Source organism: Streptomyces stoeckheimensis, assembly GCF_045822005.1.
Classification (GTDB): Bacteria; Actinomycetota; Actinomycetes; order Streptomycetales; family Streptomycetaceae; genus Streptomyces; species Streptomyces stoeckheimensis.
In genome coordinates, this window is sequence record NZ_CP169550.1 from 5,569,036 (window position 1) to 5,582,845 (window position 13,810).

At 73.3% G+C, this 13,810-nt stretch carries 11 protein-coding genes; 6 read left to right on the forward strand and 5 right to left on the reverse strand.

What is annotated here, in order from left to right; genetic code table 11:
* Positions 1-35: 35 nt before the first annotated feature.
* Genes ACE1OC_RS25270 through ACE1OC_RS25290 form a run of 5 tightly spaced genes read right to left on the reverse strand, consistent with a single transcriptional unit; the run spans position 36 to position 5,871 of the window.
* The gene (locus ACE1OC_RS25270; protein ID WP_407838934.1) at positions 36-1,346 is read right to left on the reverse strand and encodes a DUF58 domain-containing protein; all 1,311 of its coding nucleotides are present in this window, start codon (positions 1,344-1,346) and stop codon (positions 36-38) included.
* On the reverse strand, positions 1,346-2,308 hold the full coding sequence (locus ACE1OC_RS25275; protein ID WP_407838935.1) for an AAA family ATPase: 963 nt from the start codon (positions 2,306-2,308) through the stop codon (positions 1,346-1,348). Before ACE1OC_RS25275 ends, ACE1OC_RS25270 begins: the two co-directional genes overlap by 1 nt.
* Positions 2,305-3,993 carry a DUF4350 domain-containing protein gene (locus tag ACE1OC_RS25280; RefSeq protein ID WP_407838936.1) on the reverse strand — a complete coding sequence of 563 codons (1,689 nt, stop codon included), beginning with the start codon at positions 3,991-3,993 and terminating at the stop codon, positions 2,305-2,307. Before ACE1OC_RS25280 ends, ACE1OC_RS25275 begins: the two co-directional genes overlap by 4 nt.
* Entirely contained in the window at positions 3,990-4,652 is a 663-nt protein-coding gene (locus ACE1OC_RS25285) for a DUF4129 domain-containing protein (protein WP_407838937.1), read from the reverse strand. Before ACE1OC_RS25285 ends, ACE1OC_RS25280 begins: the two co-directional genes overlap by 4 nt.
* 7 nt (positions 4,653-4,659) lie before the next feature.
* Positions 4,660-5,871 (reverse strand): hypothetical protein, encoded by a 1,212-nt coding sequence (locus tag ACE1OC_RS25290; RefSeq protein ID WP_407838938.1) that lies wholly within the window; start codon positions 5,869-5,871, stop codon positions 4,660-4,662.
* A gap of 254 nt (positions 5,872-6,125) precedes the next feature.
* Between ACE1OC_RS25290 and mtrA the strand changes: the two genes are divergently transcribed.
* From mtrA to ACE1OC_RS25320, 6 genes are all read left to right on the forward strand, one after another.
* The gene (gene mtrA, locus ACE1OC_RS25295) at positions 6,126-6,815 is read left to right on the forward strand and encodes a two-component system response regulator MtrA (RefSeq protein ID WP_274552971.1); all 690 of its coding nucleotides are present in this window, start codon (positions 6,126-6,128) and stop codon (positions 6,813-6,815) included.
* 1 nt (position 6,816) lies between these two features.
* Positions 6,817-8,931 carry an MtrAB system histidine kinase MtrB gene (mtrB, locus tag ACE1OC_RS25300; RefSeq protein WP_407838939.1) on the forward strand — a complete coding sequence of 705 codons (2,115 nt, stop codon included), beginning with the start codon at positions 6,817-6,819 and terminating at the stop codon, positions 8,929-8,931.
* A complete protein-coding gene (locus ACE1OC_RS25305) occupies positions 8,921-10,765 on the forward strand; it encodes an LpqB family beta-propeller domain-containing protein (protein WP_407838940.1) in 1,845 nt (614 codons plus the stop codon). Before mtrB ends, ACE1OC_RS25305 begins: the two co-directional genes overlap by 11 nt.
* Positions 10,766-10,869: 104 nt before the next feature.
* Positions 10,870-11,628 carry a ComF family protein gene (locus ACE1OC_RS25310; RefSeq protein ID WP_407838941.1) on the forward strand — a complete coding sequence of 253 codons (759 nt, stop codon included), beginning with the start codon at positions 10,870-10,872 and terminating at the stop codon, positions 11,626-11,628.
* Between the two features lie 359 nt (positions 11,629-11,987).
* Complete coding sequence (gene hpf, locus ACE1OC_RS25315) at positions 11,988-12,689, forward strand: ribosome hibernation-promoting factor, HPF/YfiA family (RefSeq protein WP_407838942.1); 702 nt, start codon at positions 11,988-11,990, stop codon at positions 12,687-12,689.
* Positions 12,690-12,958: 269 nt separating this feature from the next.
* Positions 12,959-13,687 carry a response regulator gene (locus ACE1OC_RS25320; RefSeq protein ID WP_250751046.1) on the forward strand — a complete coding sequence of 243 codons (729 nt, stop codon included), beginning with the start codon at positions 12,959-12,961 and terminating at the stop codon, positions 13,685-13,687.
* Positions 13,688-13,810: the final 123 nt, after the last annotated feature.

Here is a 13,810-nt window from a genome sequence, read left to right on the forward strand (position 1 = left end):
CGGGACGGCACGTCCCCGTGGAGAGACGGCCGGGGTCAGAGGCGGCCGGCGGCTTTGAGGGCCAGGTAGGCGTCTGCCAGGGCCGGGGCCAGGGTGTCCGGGGTGGCGTCGACCACGTGGACGCCGTGGCGGGTGAGCTGTTCGGCCGTGCGGCGGCGGGCGGACTGGGACTGGGTGCCCGCGGCGGCTTCGTAGACGGCTTCGACGGTGCCGCGGGCGGTGGTCATCTCCGCCACGTGGGGGTCGGAGACCGAGGCCAGGAGGACCGTGTGGCGCTGGGTGAGGCGGGGGAGGAGCGGGAGCAGGCCCTCTTCGACGGGGGCCGCGTCCAGGCTGGTCAGGAGGACCACCAGGGAGCGGCGCGGGGCGCTGCGCAGGATGGTGGAGACCAGGGTGCGGGTGTCCGTCTCGACCAGTTCCGGTTCGAGGGTGGCCATCGCGTTCACGAAGGCGGGCAGGGTGTCGGCCGCCGAGCGGGCCTGGACCTGGGCGCGGGGGCGGCGGTCGTGGGCCAGGAGGTCCACGCGGTCGCCCGCGCGGGTGGCCAGCGCGGTGAGGAGCAGGGCCGCGTCCATCGCGGAGTCGAGGCGCGGGGCGTCGCCGACGCGGCCCGCCGCGGTGCGGCCGGTGTCGAGGCAGATCAGGATGTGGCGGTCGCGTTCCGGGCGCCAGGTCCGGACGGCGACCTTGTGCTGGCGGGCGGTGGCCCGCCAGTCGATGGAACGGGTGTCGTCGCCCGGTACGTAGTCGCGCAGGCTGTCGAACTCCGTTCCCTCACCGCGGGTCAGGACGCTGGTGCGGCCGTCGAGTTCGCGCAGGCGGGCGAGGCGGGAGGGGAGGTGCTTGCGGCTCGCGAAGGGCGGCAGGACGCGGACCGTCCAGGGGACGGTGTGGTGGCCCTGGCGGGCCAGCAGGCCGAGCGGGCCGTACGAGCGGATCGTGACGCGGGCCGCCTGGCGGTCGCCGCGGCGGGTGGGCCGCAGCCGGGTGGTGAGGCGGCGGCGTTCGCCCGACGGGACCGTCAACGTGTGCCGGGAGGCGGCGACTTCGGTGCCCTGCAGCCAGCTGCTCGGGGGCCAGGCGTCGCGGATCCGGGCGCGGAGCGTACGGGGGGAGGGGTTCGTGATCGTGAGGTGGACGTCGGCGGATTCGCCGAGGCGTACCGACGTGTCGCCGGAGCGGGCCAGTTGGAGCGGGCGGACCGGCGCCGCGAGGGCGTAGTCGATCGCGCAGGCCAGGGCGATGGGGGCGTTGACCGCCAGCATCCCCGTCCAGCTCGGTCCGAGGACGCCGACGGGGATGCTGCCGAGGGCCGCGAGCAGGGCGGCGCGTCCGGTGAACGCCATCAGCGCGGGACGGGGACGTGGGTGAGGATCGCGGTGATGACCGCGTCGGCCGTGACGCCCTCCATCTCGGCCTCGGGGCGCAGTTGGACGCGGTGGCGCAGCGTCGGCAGGGCGAGGGCCTTCACGTCGTCGGGGGTGACGTAGTCGCGGCCCACGAGCCAGGCCCAGGCGCGGGCGGTGGCCAGCAGCGCGGTGGCGCCGCGCGGGGAGACGCCGAGGGTGAGGGAGGGGGATTCGCGGGTGGCGCGGCAGATGTCGACGACGTACGCGGTGATCTCCGGGGAGACGGCGGTGGCCTCGACGGCCTTGCGGGCGGCTTCCAGTTCGGCGGGGCCGGCGACGGCGCGGAGGCCGGCGGAGTGCAGGTCGCGGGGGTTGAAGCCGGCCGCGTGGCGGGTCAGTACGCCGATCTCGTCCTCGCGGGAGGGGAGGGGGACGGTGAGCTTCAGGAGGAAGCGGTCGAGCTGGGCCTCGGGGAGGGGGTACGTGCCCTCGTACTCGACCGGGTTCATGGTGGCGGCGACGAGGAACGGCTCCGGGAGCTTGCGGGGCGTGCCGTCGACGGTGACCTGGCGCTCCTCCATCGCTTCGAGGAGGGAGGACTGGGTCTTGGGGGGCGTGCGGTTGATCTCGTCGGCGAGGAGCAGGTTGGTGAAGACCGGGCCGTTCTGGAAGGAGAACTCCGCGGTGCGGGCGTCGTAGACGAGGGAGCCGGTGACGTCGCTCGGCATCAGGTCGGGCGTGAACTGGACGCGCTTGGTGTCGAGTGCGAGGGAGGCGGCGAGTGCCCGTACGAGGAGGGTCTTCGCGACGCCGGGGACGCCTTCGAGGAGGACGTGGCCGCGGCAGAGGAGGGCTACGACGAGACCGGTGACGGCGGAGTCCTGGCCGACCACGGCCTTGCCGATCTCGGTGCGGAGCGCCTCCAGGGCGGAGCGGGCGCTGTCCGTGGTGGCCGTCATGAGGTGCGGACCTCCCTTTCGAGGGCGTCGAGGTGGTCGGCGAGCGCGATGAGCGCCGCGTCGGTGGTGGGGGTCGTGCCGAAGAGCAGGGTGGCCGGGTCCGGGTCCTGCGGGGGCCCGGCCGTGAGGCGGGCCGCGACCGCGGGGACCAGGGAGGCGGGGTCGTGTGCCTGGGCGGCCGGTACGCCGACCAGTGCGGCCAGGCGTTCGCGGGCGGCGGCGCGCAGCACGGTGGCCGCGCGGTCGCGGGCGCCGGCCCTGCGGTACAGGCGGGCGCGGCCCTCGGTGGCCTCGGAGGCGCGGACGAGGACGGGCAGGCGTTCGGTGACGAGCGGGCCGAGGCGGCGGGCGCGCCAGAGGGCGGCGACGGCGGCGGCCAGGAACAGCTGGAGCAGGGCCCAGCTCCAGCCTGCGGGGATCAGGTCGAGGAAGCTCTGTTCCTCGCCGGTGCGGTCGCCTTCGGTGCTGCTGTCGGCGTGGGACGGCAGGTACCAGACGAGGTGCGGGCGGGAGCCGAGGAGTTGGAGCGCGAGGGAGGCGTTGCCCTCTTGGGCGAGGGTCTTGTTGAGGAAGATGCCCTCGGAGCCGAGGAGGACGGTGTCGCCGCCGCGGATGCCGGTGGGCAGGACGAGGAGCGTGGGGTGGCCGGAGCTGGGGTAGCAGCCGGTGGCTCCGGTGCTGCTGGTGGTGTAGCGGTGGCCGCCGCCGGTGGCGGCGCGGCCCGCGGTGGTGGCGGCGGGGAGGGTGCAGGTGCTGCCCGGGTCGAGGTTCGCGTCCGGGGCGGGGGAGTCGCCGTCGATGCGGGTGCCGGGGGCCAGGGCGGGGAGGCTGAGGGTGCTCGGGGCGAGCAGGACGGTGCGGCCGCCGGAGAGGTCGATCGCGGTGCGGATGTCGCGGAGCTGGGTCTCTCCGAGCCGGTCGGGGTCGGTGACCAGCAGGGTGGTGTCGGGGCCGGCGGCGTCGGCGGCCTCCGCGGCGGTGGTGACGACCCGGGTGGTGACCCCGCGTTCCTTGAGCAGCTCGGCCACGGCCCGGCTGCCGGAGGGGTCGGCGGAGCGGGGGTCGAGGTAGCCGTGCCGGGCACCGGAGTTCAGGGCGGCGAGGGCCAGCCCGGCGGCGAGGAGCACCGCGAGCGCGAGGAGGAACCCGCGGGAGCGGGTCCAGAGGTCCCGCGGCGATGCGCCTCCGGCGGTGGTACGGGGAGGAGCGGCGGGCCCGCCGGACGCCGCGGCGAGGACTCCGGCGGACGCTTCTGCGCCGCCGTCCCAGCGGGCCGGGGCTGCGCCCGGGGTCGGGTGGCCGGGGCCGGAGGCTGCGCCTGGGGCCGCACTGGTGCCCGGGGCGTCCGCTCCCATGTCCGGGACGGTGCCGGGGCCTGCGCCGGTGCCCGGGGCTGCGCCCGCGCCGGCGTCGGGGCCTGTGACCGTGCTCGGGGCCGCGCCCGCGCCGGTGCCGGGGCCTGTGACCGTGCTCGGGGCCGCGCCCGCGCCGGTGCCGGGGCCTGTGACCGTGCCCGGGGCTGTTCCCGCGCCGGTGCCGGGGGCTGTTCCCACACCGGTGCCCACACCGGTGCCCACACCGGTCCCTGTGCCGGTGCCCGGGTCCGGGTCCGGGTTCCGGTTGGGGTCCGGGTTCCGGTTCGGGTCCGGGTTCCGGTTCGGGTTCGGGTTCGGGGTGGCGGTCATGGGGTGGGGTCCGGTAGGAGGGGCTTGGTGTGGGACAGGGCCTGGTCCAGGGTGGTGAGGGCGGCGTACATCTCGGGGGTGGCCGGGTGGGCGCCGTAGGTGACGTCGTCGAAGGTGCGTGCCGCCGTGCGCAGGGCCGCGGCGTGGGACGGGAGGGAGACGGCCGCTTCGGCCGCCGCCTCGTCCGCGGTGCGGCCCGGGCGGGGGTCGAGGAGGGTGCGCTCCTCCAGGGAGCGGACCACGGCGCGCATGCGCTCCTGGACGGCTTCGCTCCAGCGGCCCGCGCCGGCCAGGGCCTCGGCGGTGGCGCGGTGGTCCGCCGCGCTGCGGATGCCGTCGTCGAAGAGGGTGCCCGCGGCGCGGGTGGCCGTACGGCGGGGGGCGCCCAGGCGCCACCACAGGGCGGCGATGACGAGGAGGGCGAAGACGGCGACGGCCAGCAGGCCGAGGGCTCCGCCCGGGGTCGCGCCGGAGGCGCGGTCGAAGAGGTCGCCGACCCAGTCCCAGAAGCGGTTCAGGGCCCTTTCGAACAGCCCCGGGTCGTTCTGGTGGTACGCGGGTTCCGCCAGCTCGGCGCGGGCCGCCTCGCGGGCGGCCTCGCGGCCGATGGTGACGGGTGGGGTGGGTGGTGGTGTGAGCAGGCCCCCCGTGCTCCTCATTCCCGCGTCAGCCTCCGGTCGGCGGCGTGGTCGTGCCGTAGTTCTCGATGCCCGCCGCCCGGGCCAGCTCCAGGTCGAGGGCCTCGCGGCGGATGCGCTGGTCGACGTAGAGGAGGACCGTGACGCCCGACTGGATCGGCATGGTGATCGCCAGGGCGATGATCCCGCCGATGGCCGTGCTGATCAGGTAGCCCCAGCTCGTGGTTCCGGTGCCGTCGGCCATGCCTTCGAGGCCGCCGCCGAACGCCAGGCCGCCGACGAGGGTGAGGGGGAGGACGATCAGGCCCGCGACGAAGGTCGTGATGATGCCGGTGAGGAGGGTGATGCCGAAGATCCGCCACCAGGAGCCCTTGACCAGCTTGGAGGAGCGGACGAGGGACTTGCGCACCGTCGCCTGCTCCAGCATCAGGGCGGGCGAGGCCAGGGAGAACTTGATCCAGAGCCAGACGATCAGGCCGAGGGCGATGAGACCGCCGAGGGCGGCGAGGGCGGCCTGTCCGGCGAGGACGCCGGGCAGGACCAGCACGGCGAAGACGAGGGCCGAGCCGAGGCCCAGGAGGAGGGTCAGGCCGAACAGCCGGGCCAGCTGCGGGCGGGCCTCGCGCCAGGCGGTGCCGATGGAGGAGGCGTGGCCGAGCACCGCACGGCTGAAGATCATGGTGAGCATCGCGGTGGCCACGATGGCTCCGATGAGCTGGATGAAGCCGTCCACCGCGGACACGCCCACGAGGGAGCCGAGGGCGTCGATCTGCTCGTCCAGGGGTGCGTCGCTCGACTGGTCCAGTACGACGTCGCCGAACGCGTACTTCTGCAGGAGCACGCTCGCCACCTGGACGACGACGGCCACGGCCAGGGTGATGGGCAGTACCGCGCGCCAGTGCTTGCGCATGGTGGTGACGGCCCCGTCGAGGATCTCGCCGATCCCGAGCGGGCGCAGCGGGATCACGCCGGGCTTCACCGCCTGGGGCTGGTTGCCCCAGCCGCCGGGGTTGCCGCCGCCCTGCGCACCCCAGCCCGCGCCCGGCTGGGGTGCCGCGGGCGGCTGCTGCGGGTTCGGCGGGGTCTGGCCCGGGGTCGGGCTCGACCACTGACCGGGGGGCGGCTGCTCGGCGGACCACTTGGAATCGCCGGAACCGCCCGCGGGCGGCTGCGTACCGTGGGAGCCCTCACCGTCGGACGGGGAGGATCCGGGCGTAGCCCAGCCCGGAGAGTCGTTCATCGTCGCTCCTTCACGTGCACTGCGGGGTACGGGGCGCTTGGTACGGCTGCCATCGTGCCATGTGACAACCTCGAACGGACCAGACGTCCCGAACGGACCAGGGGGTCTCCTGCATACCGGGACGTTCGTGCCTTCGTACGGCGGCCGGATCCGGGGCACACTGGGCGTCCTGATCTCCACGCAGGTCCGAGGGACGATTTCCAGCCCCTTTGGCTGTGGGACAGCTCACCGCCGGGTAACGATTAGCTAATGGGATGATGTCAACCATGAAGGGACGCGTCCTTGTCGTCGACGACGACACCGCGCTGGCCGAGATGCTCGGCATTGTGCTGCGTGGAGAAGGTTTTGAGCCGTCGTTCGTAGCGGACGGCGACAAGGCACTGGCTGCCTTCCGGGAGGCGAAGCCGGATCTCGTGCTGCTCGACCTCATGCTGCCCGGTAGGGACGGCATAGAGGTGTGCAGGCTGATCCGCGCCGAGTCGGGCGTACCGATCGTCATGCTCACCGCCAAGAGCGACACCGTGGACGTGGTCGTGGGCCTGGAGTCCGGGGCCGACGACTACATCGTCAAGCCGTTCAAGCCGAAGGAGCTGGTGGCCCGCATCCGGGCCCGCCTGCGCCGTTCGGAAGAGCCCGCGCCCGAGCAGCTGACCATCGGTGACCTGGTCATCGACGTGGCCGGGCACTCGGTCAAGCGGGAAGGCGCCTCGATCGCCCTGACCCCGCTGGAGTTCGACCTGCTGGTCGCGCTCGCCCGCAAGCCCTGGCAGGTCTTCACCCGCGAGGTGCTGCTGGAACAGGTCTGGGGCTACCGCCACGCGGCCGACACCCGCCTGGTCAACGTGCACGTCCAGCGACTGCGCTCCAAGGTCGAGAAGGACCCGGAGCGCCCCGAGATCGTCGTGACCGTGCGCGGGGTCGGCTACAAGGCCGGACCGAGCTGACATGACACCCGGCAAGCCCCGTGGCCGCTCCCGCTGGGGAGCGCTGCGGGGCGGTCGGCTGCTCCGTCTCGACACGGTAGGAGCGCCCGGCGGCCCCGTGCTGCGGCTGTTCGTACGCCTCGTGCGTCGGCCGTTGCTTCCGGCTGTCCGGCTGTGGCGGCGCAACATCCAGCTCCGGGTGGTCGCCGCCACCCTGCTGATCTCCCTCGCCGTGGTCCTCGCCCTCGGGTTCGTGGTCATCGCGCAGGTCAGCAAGGGCCTCCTCGACGCCAAGGAGGAGGCCGCGCAGAGCCAGGCCGCGGGCGGCTTCGCGGTCGCACAGGAGAAGGCCAACACGCCCTATACGGCGGACGGGCCCGACGCCTCTGACAACAAGGTCGGCCGGGACGCCAGTACCTGGATGAACTCCCTGGTCAAACAGCTCGCCAGTGGCGGGCAGAGCGCCTTCGAGGTGGCGGCGCTGGGCGCCGGCAGCGGAACCGGCGAGGAACGGCCGGCCCGCGGAGCCCTCGGCGGCGTCCGCGGAGCACGCGCCTCCGGCAACGTGGACCCGAACGCCAGCGTGCCGCTGGGGCTGCGCCGCAACGTGAACCACGCGACCGGCGCCTTCAAGACCTTCTCGCAGATCCGCTACACCGACGCCGGGGACAAGCTGCCCGAGCCCGCGCTCGTCATCGGCAAGCGGCTCACGGACATCAACGGCGACCCGTACGACCTGTACTACCTCTTCCCGCTCACCCAGGAGGAGGAGTCCCTCAACCTGGTCAAGGTCACCATCGCCACCGCCGGGCTGTTCGTCGTGGTCCTCCTCGGCGGGATCGCCTGGCTGGTCGTGCGCCAGGTCGTCACCCCCGTCCGGATGGCCGCGGGGATCGCCGAGCGGCTCTCGGCGGGGCGGCTCCAGGAGCGGATGAAGGTCACCGGCGAGGACGACATCGCCCGCCTGGGCGAGGCCTTCAACAAGATGGCCCAGAACCTCCAGAACAAGATCCAGCAGCTGGAGGACCTCTCCCGGCTGCAGCGCCGCTTCGTCTCGGACGTCTCCCACGAGCTGCGCACCCCGCTCACGACGGTACGCATGGCCGCGGACGTCATCCACGACGCCCGCGCCGACTTCGACCCGGTCACCGCGCGCTCCGCCGAGCTCCTCGCCGGACAGCTCGACCGCTTCGAGTCCCTCCTCGCCGACCTGCTGGAGATCAGCCGGTTCGACGCGGGCGCGGCCGCCCTGGAGGCGGAGCCGATCGACCTGCGGGACGTCGTGCACCGGGTCATCGACGCGGCCAAGCCGCTCGCCGATCACAAGAACACCCGGATCCGCGTCCTCGGAGACACCCAGCCGGTGATAGCCGAGGCCGACGCCCGGCGCGTGGAGCGGGTCCTGCGCAACCTGGTCGTCAACGCCGTCGAGCACGGCGAGGGCCGCGACGTGGTCGTCCGGCTCGCCTCGGCGGGCGGGGCCGTGGCCGTGGCCGTACGGGACTACGGAGTCGGGCTCAAGCCCGGCGAGGCCACCCGCGTCTTCAACCGCTTCTGGCGGGCGGACCCGGCGCGGGCGCGCACGACCGGCGGTACCGGCCTCGGCCTGTCCATCGCCGTCGAGGACGCCCGGCTGCACGGCGGCTGGCTCCAGGCGTGGGGCGAGCCCGGCGGCGGCTCGCAGTTCCGCCTGACGCTGCCGCGCACCGCCGACGAGCCGCTGCGCGGGTCGCCGATCCCGCTGGAGCCCGAGGACTCCCGGGCCAACCGGGCCAGGGCCGCGGCGGAGGGCTCCGCGGCCGCCGGACAGCGGGCGCAGGAGGCGCAGCAGGCGGCCGGGCGCGGTGACCGGGCGCCGATGCCGCCCAGGTCGCCCGTTGCGGGTGCGGTGCCGGTACCGGCCGACCCGACGGCACTGCCGGGCAACGGGGCACGGGTCGTGACCCGGCCGGGGCCGGCGGAGCAGGGACACGGTTCCGGGGGCGGGGCGGCGGGCACGGGGTCCGGCGGGACGGCGGGAGCAACCGACCGAGAGGGTGGCAGCGGTGGAGCGGGCGGAACCGGCGCATCGGGTGGAGCGGGCGCAGCGGGTGGATCAGGCGGATCGGGCGGAGCGGGTGGATCGCATGGGCGCTGAGCCGGGCCGGTCGCGGCGGCTCGCGCCGCGCGCCCTCGGCGCCCTCAGGGCCTGCGCCTTCGGGGCGGCAGGGCTGCTGCTCGCCGGCTGCGCCTCGATGCCCGACCACGGCGAGGTCCGTCCCGTGGAGGCCTCGCAGGGCGTCGACTCCCAGGTCCGCGTGTTCGGCGTGCCGCCGGCCGACAAGGCCAGTCCGCAGGAGATCGTCGACGGCTTCCTGGAGGCCATGACCAGCGATGATCCGCAGCTGCAGACCGCCCGCAAGTACCTCACCGAGGACGCGGCGAAGAACTGGAAGCCCGGAGCGGCCGTCACCGTGCTCGCCGCCGGCCTCGACCGGTTCTCCGTACAGGGCGAGAAGGACCCGGCGGCGCCCCGGTTCAAGATCACGGGCAAGATGCTGGCCACGGTGGACGAGCGCAGCGCGTACCAGCCGGAAACCGGCGACCGGCGCTACGAGGAGTTCCTCCAGCTCCAGCAGAAGGACGGCCAGTGGCGGATCGCGACCCCGCCCAGCAGCCTGGTGCTGAGCGAGTCCGACTTCCAGCGCATCTACCGGCCCGTCAACAAGTACTACTTCGCGGGCTCCACGCTCGTCGCCGACCCCGTCTACGTGCGCCAGCGCAGCGACCCCGACTCCCGGATGGACCCCACCACCCAGACCGTCACCTCGCTGCTGAACGGCCCCTCCAAGTGGCTCGGGCCGGTCGTCACCTCCAGTTTCCCCACCGGCACCGAGCTGCGCGAGGGCACCAAATCCCTGTCGGTCGACGGTCAGAACACGCTGCGGGTACCGCTGAGCAAGCAGGTGGACGACACCCCGGAGCCGCTGTGCCAGCGGATGGCCACCCAGATCCTGTACACGGTCAAGGACCTGACGGGTTCCCGGGTCGACCGGGTCGACCTCCTGCGCTCCGACGGCACCACGCTGTGCCAGGTGACCGAGGTGGCCGCGGCCACGATCGCCAACCGGCCGCCCTCGCCCGGCCACCAGTACTACGTGGACGCCGAGGACCGGCTCCAGCGGCTCCAACTGGACCCCAACCGCGAGGAGCAGCAGGACCCGCCGACACCGGTTCCCGGGCCGCTGTCCGGGAACCCGGCCTTCAAGGTGGGCTCCGCGGCCGTGTCCTACGACGAGAAGCGTGCCGCGGTGGTCTCCGAGGACGGGCACGGGCTGTACGTGGTGAACCTGACCACCGCCGGAGCGATGCCGCCGCCGCTGCTGACCGGAAAGGGGGCCAAGCCCAACGGGCTCGCCACCCCGACGTGGGACGCGGCGGGCGACCTGTGGGTCGCCGACCCCGACCCGCAGGACCCGACGCTGTGGCGGATCCCCCACGGCACCGGGGCACCCGAACGGGTCGAGGTGTCCGGGCTGGCCGGCGGGCGGATCACCGGGGTGAAGGCCTCGCCCGACGGGGTGCGGATCGCGCTGGTGGTGGCGAAGGAGAGCCGCAAGTCCCTGTACACCGGGCGGATCGAGCGGCCCGACGGGAAGGGCGACTCCTCGGCGGTCTCGGTGCGCGAGCTGCGCCCGGCCGCTCCGCAACTGGCGGACGTGACGGCGATGAGCTGGGCGCCGCGCGGCCGCCTGCTGGTGGTGGGCCGGGAGAGCGGCATGGTCGTGCAGGCCCGCTACCTGCTGGCCGACGGCTCGATGGTCGGGGGCGGGCTGCCCGGGGCGACCGGGCTGGTGGCGGTCGCGGCGAGCGAGGACGAGAAGAAGCCGGTGGTCGCCGAGTCGCTGGAGGACGGCATCGTGTGGCTGCCGCCGGGGGCGCAGTGGCGCACGGTGGTGGCCGGCGGACGGGCTCCGATCTACCCGGGCTGACGGCGGCGGGCGGCGGGCCGGACCCCGGACCGGGGTGAACCGCGTCTTCCGTGGTTGTCCACAGGGGTGGTGGGGTGCCGCCCGCGCCCGGCAGGGTGGATGCCATGCGGGAGTGGTGGCGGGTGCTGGCCGGTGAGCTCGCCGGGCTGGTGCTGCCGGTCGGGTGCGCCGGCTGCGGTGCGGGGCGCGCGGTGCTGTGCGGAGCCTGCCGGTCGGCGCTCAGTGGGGCCGGGGCGGGCCCGGTACGGCCGTCTCCGTGCCCGGCGGGGCTGCCCGTGGTCCATGCGGCCACCGCGTACCGGGAGGCCGTACGAGCCGTCGTGCTGGCCCACAAGGAGCGCGGCGCGCTGCCGCTGGCCGCCGTCCTCGGCGCCGCCCTGGCGGCCGCGGTCCGCGCGGGCGGGGCGGGGGGAGGGGGCGTGGCACTGGTTCCCGTGCCCTCCGCGCGGCACCGGGTGCGGGCGCGCGGGCACGATCCGGCGCGCAGGATCGCGCTGGCCGCCTCGGCGCGGCTGCGGCGGGAGGGCGTGCCCGCGCGCGTGACGCCCGTACTGCGGCTGCGGCGTGCGGTGGCCGACCAGGCGGGCCTGGGGGCGGTACAGCGCCGGGAGAACCTCGCCGGGGCCCTGGAAGCGCGGCCCGGGGCCGGCCGGGTGACGGGGTGGGCGGCCCGGATCGTCATCGTGGACGACCTCGTCACCACCGGATCGACCCTGGCGGAGGCGGCGCGGGCACTGCGCGCGGCCGGGATCGGGGCGGCCGGGGCTGCGGCTCTGGTGGCCGCCGTGGTGGCGGCGCCGGCGGACTCCTTCGTGCGCCGCGGCCCGGGTGCAACTCGTACAGACCAAAAAACGTGTGAATAGATTTGGAACTGGAAGGGAAGGCGCATCGTTGCAGGTAGTAAGAGGGAACGGCCACCTGAACGGAGGTACGTTCCGGTAGCGGGTGCCGACAACCGGCATAGAGGGATATGTTCGGTTGTAAGGAATTGGCGAACCTTGGGCCCCACGCATCGGAGCGCACGTTTCGAGCGTCTGTACGTTTCGGAAACTTCGTGTCAGAGGTTGTCCCTCGACTCCGAAGTCGGTGGGGTGTAGATCTTGCCGATGGGGGAGGAGGAGGTGGAAGTCGCCAAGTCCGAGGCTCCGGTGTTCACCGGGGTCTGGTGCGAAAGGGAGACGCTTCGCCCCTGGGGCGTGGCTATCCGGGAACGGAGTTCTGCGTGGACATCGTCGTCAAGGGCCGTAAGACCGAGGTGCCCGACCGGTTCCGCAAGCACGTCGCCGAGAAGCTGAATCCGGAGCGGATCCAGAAGCTCGACGCCAAGGTGATCAGCTTGGACGTCGAGGTGTCCAAGGAGCACAACCCGCGCCAGGCCGACCGTTCCGACCGCGTGGAGATCACCCTGCGTTCGCGGGGCCCGGTGATTCGTGCCGAGGCTTCCGCCGCCGACGCATACGCGGCGCTCGACCTCGCTCAGGACAAGCTGGAGGCCCGGCTGCGCAAGCAGCACGACAAGCGCTACACCCGCCGTGGAGCGGGCCGCATCTCGGCGGCCGAGGTCGCCGACGTGGTACCGGACGCCGCAACCCTGAACGGCAACGGTGAGCCCGTCAACGGCGAGAAGGCGGACGCGATTCCGACCATCCGGATCGGATCGCTGGAAGTGCAGGGCGAAGGCCCGCTCATCGTTCGCGAGAAGACCCACTCGGCCGCACCCATGTCGCTCGACCAGGCCCTCTACGAGATGGAACTGGTCGGTCACGACTTCTATCTGTTCGTCGATTCCGACACCAAGATGCCGAGCGTCGTCTACCGGCGCCACGGTTACGACTACGGCGTGATCCACCTCAACGCCTCCGACGCCGCCTCCAGCTCAGGTGGGCTCGACGGCGCGGGAGCGGGTGGCGCGCTCGGAGGCTGAGCCGCTGATTCGGGACTGATTCCGGACTGATTCCGGGCTGGATCCGGAGGTTCGTGCGGTGCCGGTGTGGTGCCCCCGCGTTCGCCCAGGCGGGCGCGGGGGCACTCGTGTGAGGTGACGGCTGCGAAGCGGTGGCTTGTATGGGTCGGCCGGTAACCGTCGGCCCCCGTTCGGTTACTCGGGCATGGAATCATGTCGGGCAGTCAGCCGGCGGCCGCTCTCGTCGGATTGACCCAGCAGCTCAGCACCGTGGTGCAGGGGGAGGAACGATGGCCGACAGCTTCGGGCCGGTGCGCGACGACAACGGTGCGGGCTGCCGTGAGGAGGACCGGGTGGCAGAGCCGATCCGGGTGCTCGTGGTCGACGACCATGCGCTCTTCCGGCGCGGGCTGGAGATCGTCCTCGCACAGGAGGAGGACATCCAGGTCGTCGGCGAGGCGGGTGACGGGGCGGAGGCCGTGGACAAGGCGGCGGATCTCCTGCCCGACATCGTGCTGATGGACGTGCGGATGCCGCGCCGGGGCGGCATCGAGGCGTGCACCTCGATCAAGGAGGTGGCGCCCTCCGCGAAGATCATCATGCTGACGATCAGCGACGAGGAGGCGGACCTCTACGACGCGATCAAGGCGGGGGCCACCGGGTACCTGCTGAAGGAGATCTCCACGGACGAGGTCGCCACGGCGATCCGGGCGGTGGCGGACGGGCAGTCGCAGATCAGTCCGTCGATGGCGTCGAAGCTGCTGACGGAATTCAAGTCGATGATCCAGCGGACGGACGAGCGGCGGTTGGTGCCGGCGCCGCGGCTGACGGATCGGGAGCTCGAGGTCTTGAAGCTGGTGGCCACCGGGATGAACAACCGCGACATCGCGAAGGAGTTGTTCATCTCCGAGAACACCGTGAAGAACCACGTGCGGAACATTCTGGAGAAGCTGCAGTTGCACTCCAGGATGGAGGCGGTGGTGTACGCGATGCGGGAGAAGATCCTCGAGATCCGGTAGGTCCCCATCCGGTGGGTCCCCTAGGTCCCGTTACCGGGTGCGGGTGGGTGGCCCTGCGGGGCTGTCCCCTACCCGCCCTTCCACCGTTCCCCGGGCGCTGCCCGGACCCCCTGGGGCTCCGCC

Excerpts from the sequence above, each read along its gene's own strand:
- mtrB (WP_407838939.1), top strand. The coding sequence starts at position 6,817 with ATGACACCCGGCAAGCCCCGTGGCCGCTCCCGCTGGGGAGCGCTGCGG.
- ACE1OC_RS25285 (WP_407838937.1), bottom strand. The coding sequence starts at position 4,652 with ATGAGGAGCACGGGGGGCCTGCTCACACCACCACCCACCCCACCCGTC.
- ACE1OC_RS25305 (WP_407838940.1), top strand. The coding sequence starts at position 8,921 with ATGGGCGCTGAGCCGGGCCGGTCGCGGCGGCTCGCGCCGCGCGCCCTC.
- ACE1OC_RS25320 (WP_250751046.1), top strand. The coding sequence starts at position 12,959 with ATGGCCGACAGCTTCGGGCCGGTGCGCGACGACAACGGTGCGGGCTGC.
- ACE1OC_RS25270 (WP_407838934.1), bottom strand. The coding sequence starts at position 1,346 with ATGGCGTTCACCGGACGCGCCGCCCTGCTCGCGGCCCTCGGCAGCATC.
- ACE1OC_RS25310 (WP_407838941.1), top strand. The coding sequence starts at position 10,870 with ATGCGGGAGTGGTGGCGGGTGCTGGCCGGTGAGCTCGCCGGGCTGGTG.
- ACE1OC_RS25275 (WP_407838935.1), bottom strand. The coding sequence starts at position 2,308 with ATGACGGCCACCACGGACAGCGCCCGCTCCGCCCTGGAGGCGCTCCGC.
- ACE1OC_RS25280 (WP_407838936.1), bottom strand. The coding sequence starts at position 3,993 with ATGACCGCCACCCCGAACCCGAACCCGAACCGGAACCCGGACCCGAAC.
- ACE1OC_RS25290 (WP_407838938.1), bottom strand. The coding sequence starts at position 5,871 with ATGAACGACTCTCCGGGCTGGGCTACGCCCGGATCCTCCCCGTCCGAC.
- mtrA (WP_274552971.1), top strand. The coding sequence starts at position 6,126 with ATGATGTCAACCATGAAGGGACGCGTCCTTGTCGTCGACGACGACACC.